This window comes from Streptomyces sp. NPDC055955 (assembly GCF_042270245.1).
In the GTDB taxonomy this organism is placed as follows: Bacteria; Actinomycetota; Actinomycetes; order Streptomycetales; family Streptomycetaceae; genus Streptomyces.
The window spans coordinates 260,328-279,511 of record NZ_JBHJYS010000007.1; the positions used below are offsets into that span (position 1 = coordinate 260,328).

Consider the following 19,184-nt stretch of genomic DNA (forward strand, 5'->3'; position numbering starts at 1 on the left):
CGACATGACGTACGAGGCGCTGAAGGCCTTCGAAGGGCTGCCCGCGGCCACCGCGGGGGTGGGCAGGGACCTGGTCAACGAGCCGATGATCAGGCACTGGTGCGAGGCGATGGGCGACACGAACCCCGCTTACGAGGGGCCCGACGCCGTAGCGCCGTCGACCATGCTCCAGGCCTGGACGATGGGTGGGCTCTCCGGCCACCAGGGGCGCAGCGGCGCCTACGACGAGTTGTCCGCGCTGCTGGACGGTGCGGGGTACACCTCGGTCGTCGCCACCGACTGTGAGCAGGAGTATCTGCGTCCGCTGCGGCCCGGTGACGCGATCACCTTCGACGCGGTGATCGAGTCGGTGTCCGAGCGCAAGACGACGAAGCTGGGCACGGGCCACTTCGTCACGACGCGCATGGATGTCAGGGCAGACGGCGAGCTCGCCGGGACGCATCGCTTCCGGATCCTCAAGTACGCCCCGGCGTCGCGGGCAGGGCGGGCGGCGGGAGCGGTGGGCGCGGGGCAGCAGCAGGTCCGACGACCCCGCCCGGTCGTGAACCGGGACAACGCGGGGTTCTGGGACGGGGTCCGCGAGCACCGCCTCCTCATCCAGCGCTGCGAGGCGTGCGGGACGCTGCGCTTTCCCTGGCTGCCGGGGTGCGGCGCGTGCGCCTCGCAGAACTGGAGCACGGTCGAGGCGAGCGGCGAGGGGACAGTCTTCTCGTACGTGGTGATGCACCATCCGTCCTTCCCCGCCTTCGACCCGCCGTACGCGGTGGGCCTGATCGAGCTGGCCGAAGGCGTCCGGATCATCAGCAATGTGGTGGGTGTGCCGTACGACAAGGTCCGCATAGGTATGCCGGTTCGGCTCGAGTTCCTGCGGGTCGACGAGGAGTTGGAGCTGCCGGTCTTCCGCCCCGGTGACGGTGCGGCTGTAGGGGTTGCTGCGAGTGTCGCTGCGGGACGGGAGGGCTGACGTGGACTTCACGCCTACGCAGGACCAGATGGCCGCGGCCGACCTGGCCGCGCGGATCTTCGGTGACCTGTCGACCCCCGAGCGCCTGGCGGCGGCCGGCACGGGAACGGACTCCGAGCTGTGGAAGGCGCTCGGCTCCGCGGGGCTGCCGGAGGCGGTGGAGGAGACCGGGCTGCTCGGGCTCGTGCTGATGCTGGAGGAGCAAGGACGGACGACGGCGCAGGTGCCGTTCGCCGCCAGCTGCGCGTACGGGCTGCTCGCGGTGGCGAGGCATGGCACCCCTGAGCAGCGGGACCGGTTGCTGCCGGGGCTGCGGGACGGGACAGAGGTGGCCACGGGGGCGTTCCCCGCGCAGGGTGGGGTGCGGGTCGAGGGAGCGGAGGCCGGGGAGACGGGGACGGGCAGGGGCACGGGGCGGCTCACAGGGGTGGTGCCCTGGGTTCCCTGGCTCCGGGACGCGTCCTGGGTACTGGTGGCGGCGGCCGACCGGGGCCTGTGGAGCGTGCGTACGGCCGATGCCGGCCGCGACGCGGTCGAGCTCACCGCGCCCTGGTCGGCGGGCCGGCTGGTTCTCGACGGGGCGCCGGCGGAGAGGATCGGCGGGCCCGGCGCATACGACGACATCCTGGCGATGACACGGACCGCGTTCGCGGGACTCCAGGCCGGGGTCTGCGCGGGGTCCCTGGCGCGTGCCGTGGAGTACACGAACGAGCGGGAGCAGTTCGGCAGACCGCTCGCCGCGAAGCAGGGGGTTCAACTCCGGGCTGCCGACGCCTATATGGACACGGAGGCCATCCGCGTCACCGCGTACGAGGCGGCGTGGCGACGGGACGAGGGGCTGCCGTACGTGGGCCATGCGCTGACCGCGGCCTGGTGGGCGTCGGAAGCGGGCAGACGGGTCGTGCACGCCGGACAGCATCTGCACGGCGGCATGGGCGCCGACCTGGAGCATCCCGTACACCGGCATTTTCTGTGGGGCAGGCAGCTCGACGCGTATCTGGGGTGCGGGGGTGAACTGCTCGCGGAGCTGGGCGATTTGATCGCCGAAGGTGACAGGAGCGGTACGGAGGAGGCGGGGGCGGCATGGGCGGCGCGGAAGTGAAGGCGGCGGGAACGGATCGGGCGGCAAGGGGCCGGGAGGAGGGGGAAGTGGCGAGGGCGGACGGCATGACAGGGATCGGGGCCGAGGTCGGCGCGAAGCTGGCGCCGTTGGAGATCGCGGTCACCCGGACGCTGATCGTGTCCGGGGCCATCGCGTCCCGTGACTACCAGGACGTGCACCACGACGCGGAGCTCGCGAAGGAGAAGGGCTCCCCCGACATCTTCATGAACATCCTGACGACGAACGGACTCGTCGGCCGCTACATCACCGATCACTTCGGCCCCGCTTCGGTTCTGCGCAAGGTCGCCATACGGCTGGGGGCGCCCAACTACCCGGGGGACACGATGGTGTTGACAGGAACGGTCACCGAAACCGAAGACGGGAGCGAGGGTGAGGCCGACAGCGGGGGCGCCACGGTGGTGGTGCGAATCGTCGGGGTCAACGGGCTGGGCACACACGTCACCGGCACCGTGACGGTCACGCTGCCGGGTCTCACGAGCCCTGCGAGCCTCGCGAGCACGCCGTCCCGTCCCTCGGCGCCGGGGAGGCCGGCATGAGTGTGCGGGTGAAGGACAGTCTCGGCGGGCGGGCGGCGATCGTCGGGATCGGGGCGACCGAGTTCTCCAAGGACTCCGGGCGCAGTGAGCTGAAGCTCGCGGTGGAGGCGGTGGGCGCGGCGCTCGACGACGCCGGGCTCTCCCCCGCCGACGTCGATGGCATGGTCACGTTCACCATGGACACCAGTCCGGAGATCACCGTCGCGCAGGCGGCCGGGATAGGGGACCTCTCGTTCTTCTCCCGGGTCCACTACGGCGGCGGCGCGGCCTGCGCCACCGTTCAGCAGGCCGCGCTCGCCGTGGCGGCCGGGGTGGCCGAAGTGGTCGTCTGCTACCGGGCGTTCAACGAACGCTCGGGCAGGAGGTTCGGTTCCGGGGTGCAGCACCGGGAGCCGTCGGCGGAGGGAGCGGCGCTCGGCTGGGCGCTGCCGTTCGGACTGCTCACGCCCGCGTCCTGGGTGGCGATGGCGGCGCAGCGCTACCTCCACGCGTACGGCCTGGGCCCCGCGGCGTTTGGTCATGTCGCCGTGATGGACCGCGCGTACGCTGCCACCAATCCGGCGGCGTACTTCCACGGGAAGCCGATCACGCTGGAGGACCATGCGGCGTCGCGGTGGATCGTGGAGCCGTTGCGGCTGCTCGACTGCTGTCAGGAGACCGACGGCGGGCAGGCGATCGTCGTCACCAGCGCCGAGCGAGCCCGTGACCTCCCGTACCGTCCCGCCGTGATCAGGGCGGCGGCCCAGGGGGCGGGGCGTGGCCAGGAGCAGATGACGAGTTTCTACCGGGACGACATGACGGGCCTGCCCGAAATGGGAGTCGTGGCAGGGCAGTTGTGGCGGTCGGCGGGCCTGACGCCGGGCGAGATCGACGTGGGGATCCTCTACGACCACTTCACGCCGTTCGTGCTGATGCAGCTGGAGGAATTCGGGTTCTGCGGGCCCGGTGAGGCGGCGGACTTCGTGGCGGAGCGTCGGCTCCCGCTCAACACCCACGGCGGGCAGCTCGGCGAGGCGTACCTGCACGGGATGAACGGCATAGCGGAGGCGGTCAGACAGGTGCGGGGCACGGCGGTGAACCAGATAGCCGGCGCCGCCACGGCGCTGGTGACCGCGGGGACCGGTGTCCCCACATCGGGTCTGATTCTGGGAGCGGACGGATGAACGCGGGGTGTGTCCCGGGTCCTGTGCGCCCTCTGGCCCCTTCACTCGCCCTATGCACCGCACTCGCCGTAGGCACCGCCGGAAGTTGGTCTTGGGTCTGGTCCTGCTCCTGATGGCGCTGACCGCCCTTCCCGCGTCGGCGCAGGCCCAACCCGGCTCCCCCCCGCCGCCTCCGACACACGACGCCCGCCCCGACGCCGACCCCCTGGCCGACCTCACCCTGCCCGGCCTCGCTCTGCCCGACCTCGCCACCGTCCCCGGCTCCGTGCTCGGAGACGTCGCACCCGACGGCCGCGCCACCGGCTCGGCCGGGGCCTCGGCGGCACCGGTTGCCGCCGGCGGCCCCTCCTCCGCATCCCTGCTCCCCGCCCTCTCCGGTCCGCGGATGTTCAGCGGGCTGGCGTTCGACACGTGCAAGGCGCCGTCGCTCGAGACCATGCGGCGCTGGCGGTCGTCGAAGTACGGGGCGGTGGGCGTGTACTACGGGGGCCGCGGGCGGGCCTGTCGTCATCAGCCCCGGCTCGGGCACCGTTGGATGAAGGGGGTGCAGCGGCTGGGGTGGAGGGTGCTTCCGCTGTACGTCGGTTCGCAGTCGCCGTGTGTCGTCGCGGGCTCCAAGAAGGTCTATCGCGTCGGCCGTCACCCCTGGAGCCAGGGATTGAGGGAGGGGCGGGACGCCGTGAGCAGGGCGCGGGCCGTCGGCATCCGGCCGGGCAGCCCGCTCTATCTCGACATGGAGGCGTACAAGTACCGGCAGAAGAAGTGCGCCCGTACGACGCTCACCTTTGTGCGGGGCTGGGACCGGCAGGTGCGCCGGAAGGGTTACGTGCCCGGGTTCTACAGCAGTGCCGATTCCGGGGTGGCGCACATGCGGGCAGCGGCGCGGGCGGGGGCGCGGGATCTGCCGTCGGTGATCTGGTTCGCGCGCTGGCACACGCGGCCCCGGCTGGTCCGGGAGCCCGTGCTGCGCGGGTCCCCCTGGAGTTCGCGGCGCAGGATCCACCAGTACGCGGGGAACGTGAAGGAGCGGCACGGCGGGCGGAGCCTCGTCATCGACCGGAATCTGGTGCACGCGCCGGTGGCCCGCATCCGATGAGCCGCCCCGGTCCGCGGGAGTGGCAGAGTGGAAGGAACCCATGGAATGGCTGTCAGGGATGAACCCTCAGGGGTGCGGACCGCGTCCTCCACCCTCAGGAGGTGGGGATACCACCACTCCTACAACCTGAGGCGGACACCGCTTCGGGACCTGCGGCCGATCCGCGAGGGTAGGGGGCGCTCCTAGCGTGGAGCCATGACCGCAACCATGGCGCCTGTCTGCTCCTGTGCATCGGATGCCGCGACGCGCAGCGCGCCGCGAGCCGCGATGACGCCTCACTCTTCCCACCCGGTGCCGTACGCGCCGGCTGCTCACGCGACGCCGTACGCGCCGCACAAGTCGTACCCGTCGTTCGCGTCGTACGTGCAGGCGCGTCAGCCCGTACTGCTGCGGACCGCCCGGTCGCTGACCGCTAACCCGTGCGACGCCGAGGACCTGCTCCAGACCGCGCTCACCAAGACGTATGTGGCGTGGGATCGCATCGAGGACCACCGGGCGCTCGACGGTTATGTGCGCCGGGCCCTGCTGAACACGCGTACGTCGCAGTGGCGTAAGAGGAAGGTCGACGAGTTCGCCTGCGACGAGCTGCCCGAGCCGGAGACCGTGGCGGCGGCCGATCCGGCCGAGCACCAGGCCCTGCACGACGCGATGTGGCGCGCGATCATGAAGCTGCCCGCCCGGCAGCGCGCGATGGTCGTGCTGCGGTACTACGAGGACCTGAGTGAGGTACAGACGGCCGAGGTGCTCGGGGTGTCCGTCGGCACGGTCAAGAGCGCGGTCTCGCGGGCCCTCGGCAAGCTCCGCGAGGACCCGGAACTGCGCCCGGCCAAGGGCTGACCGGGACGACTCGCTGATCGATCATTCCCTGGGCTAGTGACATACCGACTGGTATGCGGTGAGAATCGGCGGAACATTACTGCGCCGTAGCGCCCACCGGGAGGACGCCGTGCTGAGCACGATGCAGGACGTACCACTGCTGATCTCGAGGATCCTGACCCATGGGTCGATGATCCACGGCACGTCCCAGGTGACCACCTGGACCGGTGAGAGCGGGCCGCAGCGCCGGAGCTTCGCCGAGATGGGCGACCGCAGCGCCCAGCTCGCGCACGCTCTGCGCGCCGACCTCGGCATCGTGGACGACGACCGCGTCGCGACCCTGATGTGGAACAACGCGGAACACGTCGAGGCCTACTTCGCGATCCCCTCCATGGGCGCCGTACTGCACACCCTGAACCTGCGCCTCCCCGCCGAGCAGCTGGTGTGGATCGTCAACCACGCGGCCGACCGCGTGATCATCGTCAATGGCTCCCTGCTGCCGCTGCTCGCGCCGCTCCTGCCGTCCCTGCCGGTTGTCGAGCACATCGTCGTCTCCGGTCCGGGCGACCGTTCGCTCCTCGACGGAGCGCGCCCCCAGGTCCACGAGTACGAAGAGCTCATCGCCGGAAAGCCGGTGACGTACGACTGGCCGCAGCTCGACGAGCGCCAGGCCGCCGCGCTCTGCTACACCTCCGGCACCACCGGCGACCCCAAGGGCGTCGTCTACTCGCACCGTTCGATCTACCTGCACTCCATGCAGGTCAACATGACGCAGTCCATGGGCCTGACCGACGAGGACACCTCGCTCGTCGTGGTGCCGCAGTTCCATGTGAACGCGTGGGGCCTGCCGCACGCGACGTTCATGACCGGCGTGAACATGCTGATGCCGGACCGTTTCCTGCAGCCCGCGCCGCTCGCCGAGATGATCGAGAGCGAGCGCCCCACGCACGCCGCGGCCGTACCCACCATCTGGCAGGGCCTGCTCGCGGAGCTCACCGCGAAGCCCCGTGAGGTGAGTTCGCTCGGGCAGGTCACCATCGGTGGCTCGGCCTGTCCGCCCTCGCTCATGAAGGCCTTCGACGAGCTCGGCATGCGGGTCTGCCACGCGTGGGGCATGACGGAGACGTCTCCCCTCGGTACGGTCGCCCGGCCGCCGGCCGCGGCGGTCGGCACCGACGAAGAGTTCGCGTACCGCCTCACCCAGGGCCGCTTCCCGGCCGGCGTCGAGGCGCGTCTGTCGGGTCCGGACGGCGAACTGCTGGCCTGGGACGGCGAGTCGGCCGGTGAGCTGGAGGTCCGCGGTCCGTGGATCGCCGGCGCGTACTACTCGGGCCCCGACAGTGAACCGCTGCGCCCCTCCGACAAGTTCAGCCCCGACGGCTGGCTCAAGACGGGCGACGTCGGCACGATCAGCCCCGACGGCTTCCTCACCCTCACCGACCGTGCCAAGGACGTCATCAAGTCGGGCGGTGAGTGGATCAGCAGCGTCGACCTCGAGAACGCCCTGATGTCCCACCCGGACGTCGCCGAGGCGGCCGTCGTCGCCGTCCCCGACGAGAAGTGGGGCGAGCGCCCGCTCGCCACCGTGGTCCTGAAGGAGGGCGCGAGTGCCGACTTCGGGATCCTGCGCGCGTTCCTCGGCGAGAAGGTCGCCAAGTGGCAGCTCCCGGAGCGCTGGACGGTGATCACGGCGGTGCCGAAGACGAGCGTCGGCAAGTTCGACAAGAAGGTGCTGCGCAAGCAGTACGCGGACGGGGAGCTGGACATCACGCGGCTTTGAGCCCGCAGCGTCACTGCTCTGCGCCCACAGCATCATGGCTTTGAGCCCGCGACATCAGGGGCCCTGAGCCCACGTCACTGTTCCGAACCCGGAGCTCGGCGACGGTTTCACGTGAAACAGGGGCGGCCCGAACGGGCCGCCCCTGTCTGTCAGTTGTGGGTTTCGCTGTGACGGCTTCCTCAGTTGGTGCCGATCTTCGCGAGCAGGTCCACGATCCGGCCCTGCACCTCGTCGCTCGTCGACCGTTCCGCCAGGAACAGGACGGTCTCGCCCGCGGCCAGGCGCGGCAGGTCGGCCTCCTCGACGGCGGCGGTGTAGACGACGAGGGGCGTGCGGTTCAACTGGCCGTTCGCACGCAGCCAGTCGACGATTCCGGCGCGCCTGCGACGCACCTGGAGCAGGTCCATCACCACGAGGTTCGGCCGCATCTGCGCGGCCAGCGTCACCGCGTCCGCGTCGGAACTCGCCCGCGCGACCTGCATCCCGCGCCGTTCCAGCGTCGCGGTGAGCGCGAGCGCGATCTCCTCGCGCTCTTCGATGAGCAGGACGCGCGACGGGTGCTGCTCGCTGTCCCGCGGCGCGAGGGCCTTCAGCAGGACGGCGGGATCGGCCCCGTACGCGGCCTCGCGCGTCGCCTGTCCGAGCCCGGCCGTCACCAGGACGGGAACCTCGGCGGCCACGGCGGCCTGGCGCAGCGACTGGAGGGCGGTGCGCGTGATCGGGCCGGTCAGCGGGTCGACGAAGAGCGCGGCGGGGAAGGCCGCGATCTGCGCGTCGACCTCCTCGCGGGAGTGCACGGTCACCGGTCGGTAGCCGCGGTCGCTCAGGGCCTGCTGCGTGGTCGCGTCGGGCGCGGGCCAGACCAGGAGGCGGCGTGGGTTGTCGAGCGGCTCCGGGGGCAGCTCGTCGTCCATCGGCTGAGGCTGGGGCCGGATCGCCACCTCGACGGCGCCACCGGGCCCGTCCAGCGGCTCGGGTCCCTCGTCGGCGTCCTGGTCGGGGGCGCCGATCGCGTACGAACGTCCGCGGCCCTCCGAGGACGACGACAGCAGCGACTGCGGCTGACCGGGCTGGGACTGGCCGGACGGCGTCTGGGGCTGAGCCTTCGGCTGCGTCGGCGACGACTGTGACGGGGACTGCGGGTGCGGGCGGGCTCCGGCCTCCGGCTGGGTGCCGGCGGGGTCCGGCCGGGTGGACAGCCTGCGGCGACGGCCGGAGCCGCCGAGCGTGTGCTGCGTCTGTTCCTGAGAAGCCGCCGCGGACTGCGGGACCTGAGGGGGCAGCGGGACCTGGAGCGACGGGTTGCCGCCGGGCGACTGAACGGGCTGCTGTCCGGTCTTCGGGCCGGACGGACCGCCCTGCGCGCCGGACGGCTGCTTCGCCTGCGGACCGGGCTGCTTGCCCGTCGCCGGGCCGGCCTGGTTCGGCTGTGCGGGCGCCTGCTGGTTCGGGACCGCGGGGTTCGGCAGCGGCTGGGCCGTGCCGGGGGCCGCCGGCTGCGGTCGCGGCGGGCGCTGCTGCTCGGCGATCTGACGTCCGAAGGGAACGCCCTGGCCCAGCGTGCGCACGCTTATGGCGCGGCCCTGAGTCGAGTTGGGGTCAGCGGACGGGGCCTCCGCGGGCAGGGGCTGCGCGGCGCGGGGCCTGGCACCGTTCTCCGGCGGCAGCGCGGCGCGCGCGCCCGGAACCGTCTGGACAGGGTGGGGCTGCGGCGGAGTGTGGTCGTCGGCGGGGTGACGCTCTGCGGCATCGTGCCGCTCGCCGTCAGCCCCCGTACCTGTACCCGTACCCGCAGTCGTATCTGCGTCGGCGTCCGTGGCGATGTCCGGCTCGGGCGTCGTCCGGTCGGCCTCCGCGGGCGGCAGCGCGAACACGGTGCGCGCGGCGCCGGCTTGTTCGGCTTCCCGCTCCGGCGCACTGCCGAGAGCGCGGCGCGCGCGACGCCCCGCGGGGACGTTCTGGCCGGCCTGGGACGCCTCGGAAGCCCTCGACGCACCCGATGCGCTCGAACCACCGGCGGGCAGTGCGGCCTGCTCGGGGTTGCGCCGCGCTCGGCGGCCCGAGGACGCTCCGACCGGCACACCCTGCGGCGGCACGGTCTCACCCAGGGCGGGGGAACCAGCCGCGTGTTCGGCAGCGGTCATCACGGAACCCTCGGTGGTACCGGGACCGGCATCGGTTCCCGCCGGAACGGCGGCCTCGGCCGGATTGGGCCTCCCGCGCCGACGCCCCGTACCGGTCCCGGCCCCCGCGTCACCGGCAGGCGTCCCGCCGGCCGGAGTCTGCGTGGCCTGCGCCGGCAGTTGCCCCTGAGCGCTCCCGGGCGCACCCGCCGCGGACTCCTCGGCCCGCCGCCTGCGCCGCCCGGTCGGAGCCGCGGCCTCCGAGCCGTCGCCCTGTCCGGCCTCGTCGACACCCGGCACCGCACCCGCGGCCCCCGCGACACCGCTCTCCAGGAACGAGTCCACCGACGCGCCCGAAGCGCGCCGTGCCCGCCGCCGCCCGCCGCGCGTACCCGATGCCTGCTCGGGCAGCCCCGCACCGGCCTCGGCACCGACCGCCGTACGGGCGGGACCAGCAGCCGAAGCGACCTCGACAGCCGTACCGGGAACAGAAGTACCAGGACCGGCCACCCCGACAACACCCGACGGACCGGCAACCGGAACCGCCCCGGCCCCGCCTCCGATCGGCACCTCCAGCACGTACGCGCTGCCGCTCATCCCGGGCACCTCGTGCGTCTGGAGCACACCGCCGTGCGCCCGCACGATGCCGCGCACGATGGGCTCGTGCACCGGGTCGCCGCCCGTGTAGGGCCCGCGCACCTCGATACGGACGCTCTCGCCGCGCAGCGCCGCCGCCACGACGATCGTCGAGTCCACGTATCCGCCGACGCCGCTCGTGGGAACGACGCCCACGCGTGCGTTGCCGGTGGCGTCGATGCCCGCGACGTCCGCGACGAGGTGGGCGAGCGCCGTGGCCAGGCGCGCCGCGTCGACCTCGGCCTCGATGGGCGGGGCGTGCACGGCGAACTGCGCGCGCCCGGGCCCGATCAGCTCGACCGCACCGTCGACGCCCGCGGCGACGACCGCGTCGAGCATCACGTTCGTACGGGTCAGCTGCACGTCGCCGGAGTCGAGGAGCTGGTAGCCGAGCACGTTGTCGACGAGGGTGGTCATGCGGCTGTAGCCGGCCGCGAGGTGGTGCAGGATCTGGTTGGCCTCGGGCCACAGCTGGCCCGCGTCGTCCGCGGCCAAGGTGGTGAGCTGGCCGCGCAGTTCGTCGAGGGGGCCGCGCAGCGACTGGCCGAGGACGGCGAGGAGCTGCTCGTGCCGGGCCGCGAGGGCCTCGTAACGGTCCTTCTCGCGCTCGGCGAGAGCGGCGATCCGGTCCTTCTCGGCGGAGAGTTCCTCGGCGTGCTGTTCGGTGATCGTGGCGAGTTCGGCCGCGTGCGCCTCTTCGGTACGCGCGGTCTGCGCCTCATGCTCCTCGACGGTGCGGGCGAGCGCCTCCGCGTGTTCCGTGGCGGCGCGTTCCGTCTCCTTGTCGCGCCGGTCGATCTCCTCCGCGTGCGCCACGACGAGCTCGTCGTAGGGCCGCCGGTCGGTGAACGTCATCACGGCGCCGACCAGTTGGTCACCGTCACGCACGGGCGCCGTCGTCATGTCGACGGGCACCTGCTCGCCGCTCTTCGACCACAGGACCTGCCCGCGCACCCGGTGCTTGCGCCCGGAGCGCAGGGTGTCGGCGAGCGGGGACTCCTCGTACGGGAACGGCTCCCCGTCGGCGCGTGAGTGGAGGACGAGCGCGTGCAGTTCCTGCCCGCCCAGGTCACTGGCGCGGAAGCCGAGGATCTGCGCGGCGGCCGGGTTGACGAGCACGATCCGGCCGTCGGTGTCGGTGCCGACGACGCCCTCGGCGGCGGCGCGCAGGATCATCTCGGTCTGGCGCTGCGAACGCGCGAGTTCGGCCTCGGTGTCGACGGTCCCCGACAGGTCGCGCACGACGAGCATCAGGAGCTCGGAGGCGCCGCTGCCGTAGCTTCCGCTCCCGTAGGAGCTGTTGCCGTAGCCGTCGACGGCGTCGCGGCCGTCGGCGAGATTGGCGCTGGTGACCTCGACGGGGAACTCGCTGCCGTCGGTGCGGCGGGCCATCATCCGGGTCGGCTTGGTGCGCCCGCGCTCGTCCGTGGTGTCGGGCCTGCGCATCGATCCGGGGATGAGCCGCGAGTCGAACTCGGGCAGCAGATCGAGCAGTCCGCGCCCCACGAGAGCGGTGCCCGGGGCCTCGAAGGCCTCCAGGGCGATGGTGTTCGCGTTGACGACGGTCCCGTTGGCGTTGACCAGCACCAGCGCGTCCGGGAGCGCGTCGAGTATGGCTGCGAGGCGAGCAGCGCCTCGGGATGGCCTGCTGCTCACGACGACGCTTCCTCCCTGATTACCGCACCTTGCCGACCGCGCGAGCCATCTTCCTACGTGGCTCGCGGCATGTCACGGGAGGGAGTCTACGGGCAGAGGTTGCGGTCGCGGCGCCGGATGAGAGGGAGGTCGCACGCGGAAGATGTGCCCGTGGAATGAAGATGCGTGGGTGCGTGGCTCCACCCGGCCGCGCGACGGCGGCGCCTGCGCGGGCATATGCCTGGTCACAGGGTGTCCGGAGCCGCCGCGCGCCTTGGCACGTTCCCCACACAATGGCCCGCCCTCGTTCACCGACCGGTCGCGGGCAACACGGGAACGAGTCCCTGCCACCGAGAGATCTCACAGCCGTTGGTCCTCTTGTAGGACGCGTCGACGGGCCGGCCGTGCCACGTTCCGGTGACGCGGGCCGTCGCGGGGCCGCCGTACTGCATCGTGCACCGGGTGTCCGGCGAGGGTGCCGCGAACGGGTCGTGGCCGTTCGCCGACAGCTCGTCGAGCCGCGCGCACGCGTTCGCGGGTTCCGGATGGCTGCCGCCCGAGGGTCCGCACTCCAGCTCGTACGTCCCGTCCCTTCCGTCACCCGTGTCGGTGACGGTGACCCGCAACTGATCCTGGGCGGCGGGCCCGGCGAACAGCTGGGTGAGGCCGAGCGGTCCTGTGTCGGCGTGGGCGGCGGCGGGGACCGCGCAGAACGCGGCGGCGGACGCGGCGGTGAGGGCGATGCGGCGCAGCAACATGAGGGGCTCCACGTATGAGGGAGAGGGGAAGGCCGAGGAACCGCACCGTGCCGAGCGGCTCCACCGCGTCTAACGCCGGGCGGCCCGCGATGTTGCGGTGGGCTCGGAACACGAGGACGAACAGAAGTGCTTTGTCTCCGGCCGGGACGCCTAGTACCGTGGGGGCCGATTGGTGACACGGCGCGCTGCTGTGTCATCATCTGGACGCACCACTCGCGCTCGCGCGGGCGGTCGTGCTGGAGGCGTCGCCTAGTCCGGTCTATGGCGCCGCACTGCTAATGCGGTTTGGGCCTTAAAGCCCATCGAGGGTTCAAATCCCTCCGCCTCCGCTCCAAGATCCGAAGCCCCGGTCCTGATGGACCGGGGCTTCGGTGTTTCGGACCTGCGGGACGCTGTTTGCCCAGCTCACAAGGGGTGCGGCGATCGGATTTCACATGACGGCGGCAGTCATGTAATGTTCTTCCTGTCGCCGGGAACGGGCCGAAGGGGCCGGGAACGAGACAAAAACAGAACAAGCACTCGTAGCTTAACGGATAGAGCATCTGACTACGGATCAGAAGGTTGCAGGTTCGAATCCTGCCGAGTGCACACAGATCAAAGGCCCCGCCGGTTCGCCCGGCGGGGCCTTTGACGTCAACGGGTCCCCTCAGCGCGGCCCTGTGTGAGCGGAAGCGAGCCGCAGGGCGCAGGTCGTGGACCGTCACGCGCCGCACGCCGGCATCCCGGCAAAGAACGGTGAGCTTGCTGTTCAGGCTCGGGATAGGGGTCCGTGACGCGCTCGGTCACTGCGGTGAAGAGCAGGTCCGGCGCAGCCGGTGAGGATGCGGTCCGGCGTCTGGTCGGTGGATCGCGGGCGGTATGACGGTGTGTCTGTACGGCCGCACAGGGCGCGTGTGGCTTGATCGTCGGGCGGTCCCGGCAGGGGCCTCAACACCAACCGACGTCCGTGGCACGTTCTGAGTGCCGCGCTCTTTGTCGAGGAGCCCAGTGAGACCGACTCTGCAACGCGCCGTGTTCCGTCGACGTGGCGCCGGAGCCGCGGGTGAGCGGCGGCACCCGGCCAGACGTGCTGCGGTCCTGCTCGTCACGGTGGCGCTGCCGGCGGCACTGGTGGTGCATACGGCCACGCCCGCCGTGGCGGCGCCCGTGACGGTCACCTTCAGCGCCGGCGCCGACCAGCCCTTCACCGTCCCGGCCGGCGTGACCCAACTGACCGTCACCGCCACCGGCGCCGCGGGCCAAAGCGGGCCCAACGGCGGCGCGGGCGGCAATGGCGCCACCGTCACCGGCACCGTCACCGTGCCACCGAGCACCACCACCCTCTATGTCAACGTCGGCACGGGCGGGGGAGCAGGCGGCGGACCGGCGAGTACAGGTGGTGCCGGCGGCGGATCCAGCGATGTCCGCACCTGCAGCTCGGCGGGCCCCGGCTGCACCCTGACCGGCGTCCCCGGCACCGACCCCCGCCTCATCGTCGCGGGCGGCGGAGGCGGCGGCGGAAGCAGCCCCTTGTCCAATTTCCTCGTCCCGGAGGCCACCGGCGGAAACGCCGGAAACACCGGTACGCCCGGCGGCAGCAGAACGAACAGCGGCGGCCAGGGCGGCGGCGGCGGAACCCAGACAGCCGGCGGCGCGGGCGGAGCCGTATGCCCCGGCGGCGGCGGTACGTCCGGCACTCCGGGCACGGGCGGTGCGGGCGGCAACGGCGGAGGCGCCTTCGGGGCGGGTGGAGGCGGGGGCGGCTGGTTCGGCGGAGGCGGCGGCGGAGGCTGCAGCACCATCCAGAACGCTCCTAGCGCTGCTTTCGGTCCCGGTGGCGGCGGTGGTGCGTCGAACCGCGTCCCCACGGGTGGTACCTCCGCACCCGCCGCGGGGCCGGCCCAGGTGACCATCACCTACGAGCCGGCGCCCCCCACCTGCGCGACCGCCACGCCCACCATCACCGGTACCAACGGCAACAACGTCCTGGTCGGCACTCCCGGCAATGACGTGATCTTCGCTCTCGGCGGCAACGACGTGGTCGACGGCCGTGGTGGCAACGACATCATCTGCGGCGGTGACGGCAACGACGTGCTGTCCGGCGGTGACGGCAACGACCGCATCGAAGGCGGCAACGGCACCGACAACCTGAACGGCAACAACGGCGACGACGCCCTCTTCGGCGGTCCCGGCAACGACGCGCTCTTCGGCGGTTCCGGCACCAACACCAACGACGGCGGCCCTGGCTCCAACGTCTGCTTCAGCCCCTCCACCGGACCCGGCTGCTTCTGACCCACCCCACACGGCTCCGACCTGATCGACGAACCTCAGAAACGAGCCCCGGCACATCCCTCGTCGCAGCGGCGACCAACGCACGAGGCCCGTTTCAACGCTTTGTGCGTCCGAGGCGAATCAGCCTGCTCGCACGTGGAGCCGTGTCCCGAGTGCACACAGACGAGAGGCTCCCGGAGAGATCCGGGGGCCTCTTGCGTCATACCGTGACGCGGTCTGGCGATCCGGCATCACGCACCCTCAGCCTCCGGCACATGAGCATCCAGCGCCCTGATCGGCAGGCTGTCGAGGACTGGGCGGCATCGCGGGTGCTGCTCATTCGCCCTCCGGTTCGGGACCATGGTCCTGCACGACAGGCCGATGGGCTGGACCGGCTCCGCGGTGACCGCCGCAGTTGCCAACACGGCCGTGAGGGCCGCGGGGCGCTGGGGCGAGCAGCGGCGGGGGGCACCGAAGCGGTAGCGACCAGGACGGCGACGGATCAGTCCACGTCGTGACGGTGTGCCGGGACGCCGGCCGTGCCGCCGTCAGCGCGCGAAGTCGTACACAGCCCATTCGGTGAGCGGTACGTAGCCGATGCGTCGGTAGAGGGCGTTGCTGGTGGAGTTGGCCGGGTCCGCGTAGAGCGCGACCTCCTTGGCGCCCGCGGCCAGGGCCGCTCGGCTCACCGCGACCGTCACGGCGCCCGCGTAGCCGCGACCGCGCAGGTGCGCCGGGGTGTAGACGGGGTCCACCCGGACCATGCCGCCGACCGGCGAGGTCATGCCCGCCATGGAGACCGGGGTGCCGTCCGGGGTCTCCCAGAACGTGTAGTGCTTGTCGCCGAAGCGAGTGTCGGCCCAGGTGTCGGCGTCGATGGTGACGTCCTCCCCGACATCGGCGGCGAACTCGCGGTGCCAGCGGAAGAGTTGCTCGCGGTCCTGTTCACCCACGCGTCGGCCCCGGCCCGCCGGGACGGGCTCCGGTGCGGTGAGCGTGTCGAGGCGGTACAGACGGATCCGTGTGCTGAGGGTCGGCGTCGCGCCCGTGCGCCGCTGCCAGGCCTCGGCGAAGGCGGTGGCGGTGTCGTGGGCGGCGCTCACGACGGGCAGGACGAGGCCGAGGCCGGCCAGACGGGCGGCGAGGGCGTCGGCGTCCGCGGGGGAGACGGGGGTGAGGCTCAGGGGACCGTGCCGGGTGCGGCGGTAGAAGACGGCGCGGACCTCGCCCGCTCGCTCCAGGAAGCCGAAGACGGGGGCATCGGCCCTGTACGCCTGCGTGTCGAGCGTGCGCAGTTTCTCGGTCGTCGTCAGCGGTGTGGTGTGCAGAGCGGGGCGTGAGCGCAGGAAGTCCCCGGCCCGGGCGAGAAAGTCGTCGATGTCTTCGGTGAGGTGCCAGTCGTCCGGTCGCATGCTGCATGGTTTCCGATGTGCTCCCGTCCCGGCTAGGGCGTCAGGAGCCAGACGATCATCCCGGCCGGTACGAGTGCGCAGGTCAGGCCGGCGGTGAGGAGTACGGCGGCCAGGACCTTGAAGAACCTCTGGCGCCGGGCCCGGCAGGCGGCGAAGCCCGCGAAGGCGACGATCGCGAGGCCCGGCAACACGATGAAGAAGAAGCCCAGCGCTGCCACCGTCCCCAGGGCGGCGATCGCGAGGCCCGGCAACACGATGAAGAAGAAGCCCAGCACTGCCACGGTCCCCACCCCTGATCGCCTCCCCGAACAGCGGGAACGTACCGCAGGCCCGGCGATGTCAGTGCCCGGGAGTAGCGTCCTGAGCATGACGTGGTGGTGCACCGGGGTGCGGTGGCGGGTCGGGGGCGGTCCCGCGCTGGGGTGGTACGGGGAGGGGAAGGGGGAGCGCGAGAGTGCCCTCGCCTTCGGGGACGTGCTGGCTTTCCGCGCCGTGGGCGGGCGCAGATGTCTCGGGGTGTGGCGGGGCGGGCGGCGTACGCCGTGTCCGGCGGGTGCGGAGCTGTCCGGGCGGGGGACGCGCGCACAGTGTGCCGAGTGCGCCGGGATCGACCGGGCGCACTCCGTCGCCGCGGACACGATGGCGGACGACCCGAGGCCGTACCACGTGTATCTCGCCTGGTTCGGGAGCGGGATGGTGAAGGTGGGGATCACCGGGGTCGGGCGCGGTTCCGCCCGGCTGCTCGAACAAGGGGCCGTCGCGTTCACGTGGTTGGGGCGCGGGCCGCTCATGGCGGCGCGGCGGGCGGAAGAGCTGCTGCGCAGCGCGCTCGGCGTTCCGGACCGGATTCCGTACGCGCAGAAGCGGGCCGTACGGGCGGCGCTGCCCCCGGCCGGTGAGCGGGCCGCGGAGCTGGCGACGGCGCACGCCACTGCCGTCGCGCTCCCCGGGTGGCCCGAGTCGCTGGAGCGGCTTCCGTGCGAGGTGGTCGATCACGCGGAGGTCTTCGGGATCGAGGGCCCATCGGGGGCCGGAGCAGGCAGCGGAACAGGAAACGGGACAGAGGAGGCGGCGGAGGAGGCGGTGGAGGTCGGTCGGCTCGGGGGCGTGGGGGTCGTGGTGAGCGAGCTGGTCGAGGGCGGGGTGGTCAGGGGGACGCTCGTCGCGGCCGCGGGGCCGGATCTGCATCTGGTGGAGCGGGGCGGGCGGCGGCTCGTGGTCGACACCCGGCTGCTCGGCGGGTGGCAGCTCGAGGCGTTGGGGAAGACGGAGGGAGCGGCGGCTGACGTGGTGTCCTCCGTGCCGGTGAAACCGGTGAGAGAGGCGTCCGCGTTGCAGGGTGGGCTGTTCTGAGCGGCATCGGCCGTCCCGTTCTCCGGCCGGGCGCGAAGAGGGCGGCGGGCTTCGTCGACCGAATGGTCAAGTCTCGCTTCCCGTAGGGCAATGGGGGTGGACACCGTCCGTCGCCGGGCCGCATCGTGAGGGACATGAGTGATCACGGAGTAGCGCCTGTCGGGCCGGAGAGCAGCACCGGTCCCGCCTGTACCGTCCGGCCCGTGCCCGCCTTCGAACCGCCTTACTACGCAGCGGTGTTCACCTCCGTGCGCACGCCGGGGGACAACGGATACGGGGCGACCGCCGAGCGGATGTCGGAGCTGGTCAGGGAGATACCCGGGTTCTTGGGGGAGGATTTCGCGGCCTCGGAGAGCGGGCTGAGGATCACCGTCGCCTATTTCCAGCACGAGGAGGGGCTCAAGGAGTGGGCCGGGAACGGGGAGCACCGGGAGGCACAGCGGCGCGGCCGCGCCGAGTGGTACGAGAGCTACTCGCTCCATGTCGCCAAGGTCGAACGGAGTCACGGATTTGAGCGCGGGGAGTAACGCGGAGACAGGCGTGGCGGGCAGCGCGGAGCGCGGCGTGGCGGACGGCGGCGAGGCGGAGCGGGTCGCCCGGTTCCGGGAGCGGCACGGACTGGCCGGGATCGTCGACGTGCACACGCACTTCATGCCCGAGCGGGTCCTGAAGAAGGTGTGGGAGTACTTCGACGCGGCGGGGCCGCTGACCGGGATGGCCTGGCCCATCGCGTACCGGGAGGAAGAGGAGCAACGGCTCGCGCGGCTGCGGGAGTTCGAGGTGCGTGCCTTCACGTCCATGCTCTATCCGCACAAGGCGGGCATGGCCGAGTGGCTCAACGGGTGGGCCGTCGACTTCGCGCGCCGGACCCCCGGCTGTCTGCACACGTCGACGTTCTTCCCCGAGCCGGGCGTCGACCGGTACGTGCGCGAGGCCGTCGAGGCGGGCACGCGCGTCTTCAAGGCGCATGTGCAGGTCGGGGCGTACGACCCGAACGACGAACTGCTCGACCCCGTGTGGGGGATGCTCGCCGAGGCCGGGATCCCCGTGGTCATGCACTGCGGCTCGGGGCCGGCCCCCGGCAAGCACACCGGTCCCGAGCCGGTCGCCCGCCTGCTCGCCCGGCATCCGCGGCTCCCGGTGATCGTGGCGCACATGGGGATGCCCGAGTACACGGACTTCCTCGACCTGGCCGAGCGGTACGGGGAGGTGCGCCTCGACACGACGATGGCGTTCACCGATTTCAGTGAACGTTTTGCCGCGTTCCCCCGCGGCGAGCTGGCCCGGCTCGCCGATCTGGGGGACCGGATCCTGCTCGGCACCGACTTCCCGAACATTCCGTACCCCTACGTCCACCAGCTGGAGGCCCTGGAGCGGCTCGGTCTCGGGGCGGAGTGGCTGCGGGCCGTGTGCCACGGGAACGGGGCACGGCTGTTCGACCTCGCCCCCTTGGGCTGACGCCGTCCGACGCGGTCCGACGCCGTCCTATGAGACCGCTGTGCGTTTCTCAGGAAATTCACAGGTTGCCGAAAGCCGGTT

General features: G+C 72.0%; 15 protein-coding genes and 2 tRNA genes. 13 read left to right on the plus strand and 4 right to left on the minus strand.

The window, feature by feature from the left end:
* Positions 1-4 precede the first annotated feature (4 nt).
* From ACFC96_RS16980 to ACFC96_RS17010, 7 genes are all read left to right on the plus strand, one after another.
* Positions 5-964 carry a bifunctional MaoC family dehydratase N-terminal/OB-fold nucleic acid binding domain-containing protein gene (locus ACFC96_RS16980; protein ID WP_376613018.1) on the plus strand — a complete coding sequence of 320 codons (960 nt, stop codon included), beginning with the start codon at positions 5-7 and terminating at the stop codon, positions 962-964.
* Position 965: 1 nt separating this feature from the next.
* Positions 966-2,066 carry an acyl-CoA dehydrogenase family protein gene (locus ACFC96_RS16985; protein ID WP_376612917.1) on the plus strand — a complete coding sequence of 367 codons (1,101 nt, stop codon included), beginning with the start codon at positions 966-968 and terminating at the stop codon, positions 2,064-2,066.
* Positions 2,067-2,131: 65 nt separating this feature from the next.
* Complete coding sequence (locus ACFC96_RS16990; RefSeq protein WP_376612919.1) at positions 2,132-2,623, plus strand: MaoC/PaaZ C-terminal domain-containing protein; 492 nt, start codon at positions 2,132-2,134, stop codon at positions 2,621-2,623.
* Positions 2,620-3,786 (plus strand): lipid-transfer protein, encoded by a 1,167-nt coding sequence (locus tag ACFC96_RS16995; RefSeq protein ID WP_376612921.1) that lies wholly within the window; start codon positions 2,620-2,622, stop codon positions 3,784-3,786. The genes ACFC96_RS16990 and ACFC96_RS16995 overlap by 4 nt, the downstream gene beginning before the upstream one ends.
* 91 nt (positions 3,787-3,877) lie before the next feature.
* Positions 3,878-4,882, plus strand: a complete 1,005-nt coding sequence (locus ACFC96_RS17000; RefSeq protein ID WP_376612922.1) for a glycoside hydrolase domain-containing protein — start codon at positions 3,878-3,880, stop codon at positions 4,880-4,882.
* 195 nt (positions 4,883-5,077) lie between these two features.
* Positions 5,078-5,719: a SigE family RNA polymerase sigma factor gene (locus ACFC96_RS17005; protein ID WP_376612924.1), complete on the plus strand. Its 642-nt coding sequence runs from the start codon at positions 5,078-5,080 to the stop codon at positions 5,717-5,719.
* Between the two features lie 109 nt (positions 5,720-5,828).
* Positions 5,829-7,478, plus strand: coding sequence for a long-chain fatty acid--CoA ligase (locus ACFC96_RS17010; protein WP_376612925.1), 1,650 nt, complete (start codon positions 5,829-5,831; stop codon positions 7,476-7,478).
* Positions 7,479-7,657: 179 nt separating this feature from the next.
* Here the strand turns inward: ACFC96_RS17010 and ACFC96_RS17015 are convergent, their stop codons facing one another.
* Both ACFC96_RS17015 and ACFC96_RS17020 read right to left on the minus strand, forming a co-directional pair.
* Positions 7,658-11,893: a PAS domain-containing protein gene (locus ACFC96_RS17015; protein WP_376612927.1), complete on the minus strand. Its 4,236-nt coding sequence runs from the start codon at positions 11,891-11,893 to the stop codon at positions 7,658-7,660.
* A gap of 287 nt (positions 11,894-12,180) precedes the next feature.
* On the minus strand, positions 12,181-12,627 hold the full coding sequence (locus ACFC96_RS17020) for an SSI family serine proteinase inhibitor (RefSeq protein WP_376255971.1): 447 nt from the start codon (positions 12,625-12,627) through the stop codon (positions 12,181-12,183).
* 241 nt (positions 12,628-12,868) lie between these two features.
* Between ACFC96_RS17020 and ACFC96_RS17025 the strand changes: the two genes are divergently transcribed.
* The 3 genes from ACFC96_RS17025 to ACFC96_RS17035 all read left to right on the plus strand — a co-directional run bounded on the left by ACFC96_RS17025 (position 12,869) and on the right by ACFC96_RS17035 (position 14,901).
* A tRNA-Ser gene (locus tag ACFC96_RS17025) sits at positions 12,869-12,959 on the plus strand.
* Positions 12,960-13,145: 186 nt separating this feature from the next.
* Positions 13,146-13,218, plus strand: a tRNA-Arg gene (locus ACFC96_RS17030).
* 399 nt (positions 13,219-13,617) lie between these two features.
* Positions 13,618-14,901, plus strand: coding sequence for a calcium-binding protein (locus ACFC96_RS17035; RefSeq protein ID WP_376612928.1), 1,284 nt, complete (start codon positions 13,618-13,620; stop codon positions 14,899-14,901).
* Positions 14,902-15,428: 527 nt separating this feature from the next.
* Here the strand turns inward: ACFC96_RS17035 and ACFC96_RS17040 are convergent.
* Complete coding sequence (locus tag ACFC96_RS17040; RefSeq protein ID WP_376612929.1) at positions 15,429-16,292, minus strand: GNAT family N-acetyltransferase; 864 nt, start codon at positions 16,290-16,292, stop codon at positions 15,429-15,431.
* A gap of 32 nt (positions 16,293-16,324) precedes the next feature.
* Entirely contained in the window at positions 16,325-16,573 is a 249-nt protein-coding gene (locus ACFC96_RS17045; RefSeq protein ID WP_376612931.1) for a hypothetical protein, read from the minus strand.
* A gap of 85 nt (positions 16,574-16,658) precedes the next feature.
* Between ACFC96_RS17045 and ACFC96_RS17050 the strand changes: the two genes are divergently transcribed.
* The 3 genes from ACFC96_RS17050 to ACFC96_RS17060 all read left to right on the plus strand — a co-directional run bounded on the left by ACFC96_RS17050 (position 16,659) and on the right by ACFC96_RS17060 (position 19,103).
* Complete coding sequence (locus ACFC96_RS17050; protein WP_376612933.1) at positions 16,659-17,645, plus strand: DUF2797 domain-containing protein; 987 nt, start codon at positions 16,659-16,661, stop codon at positions 17,643-17,645.
* Positions 17,646-17,848: 203 nt separating this feature from the next.
* On the plus strand, positions 17,849-18,172 hold the full coding sequence (locus ACFC96_RS17055) for an antibiotic biosynthesis monooxygenase family protein (protein WP_376255202.1): 324 nt from the start codon (positions 17,849-17,851) through the stop codon (positions 18,170-18,172).
* Positions 18,126-19,103, plus strand: a complete 978-nt coding sequence (locus ACFC96_RS17060; protein WP_376612934.1) for an amidohydrolase family protein — start codon at positions 18,126-18,128, stop codon at positions 19,101-19,103. The genes ACFC96_RS17055 and ACFC96_RS17060 overlap by 47 nt, the downstream gene beginning before the upstream one ends.
* Positions 19,104-19,184: the final 81 nt, after the last annotated feature.

What these genes read in the sequence shown, in the direction of transcription:
- ACFC96_RS16980 (WP_376613018.1), top strand. Translation starts at nt 5, where the DNA reads ATGACGTACGAGGCGCTGAAGGCCTTCGAAGGGCTGCCCGCGGCCACC.
- ACFC96_RS16990 (WP_376612919.1), top strand. Translation starts at nt 2,132, where the DNA reads ATGACAGGGATCGGGGCCGAGGTCGGCGCGAAGCTGGCGCCGTTGGAG.
- ACFC96_RS16995 (WP_376612921.1), top strand. Translation starts at nt 2,620, where the DNA reads ATGAGTGTGCGGGTGAAGGACAGTCTCGGCGGGCGGGCGGCGATCGTC.
- ACFC96_RS17005 (WP_376612924.1), top strand. Translation starts at nt 5,078, where the DNA reads ATGACCGCAACCATGGCGCCTGTCTGCTCCTGTGCATCGGATGCCGCG.
- ACFC96_RS17040 (WP_376612929.1), bottom strand. Translation starts at nt 16,292, where the DNA reads ATGCGACCGGACGACTGGCACCTCACCGAAGACATCGACGACTTTCTC.
- ACFC96_RS17050 (WP_376612933.1), top strand. Translation starts at nt 16,659, where the DNA reads ATGACGTGGTGGTGCACCGGGGTGCGGTGGCGGGTCGGGGGCGGTCCC.
- ACFC96_RS17060 (WP_376612934.1), top strand. Translation starts at nt 18,126, where the DNA reads ATGTCGCCAAGGTCGAACGGAGTCACGGATTTGAGCGCGGGGAGTAAC.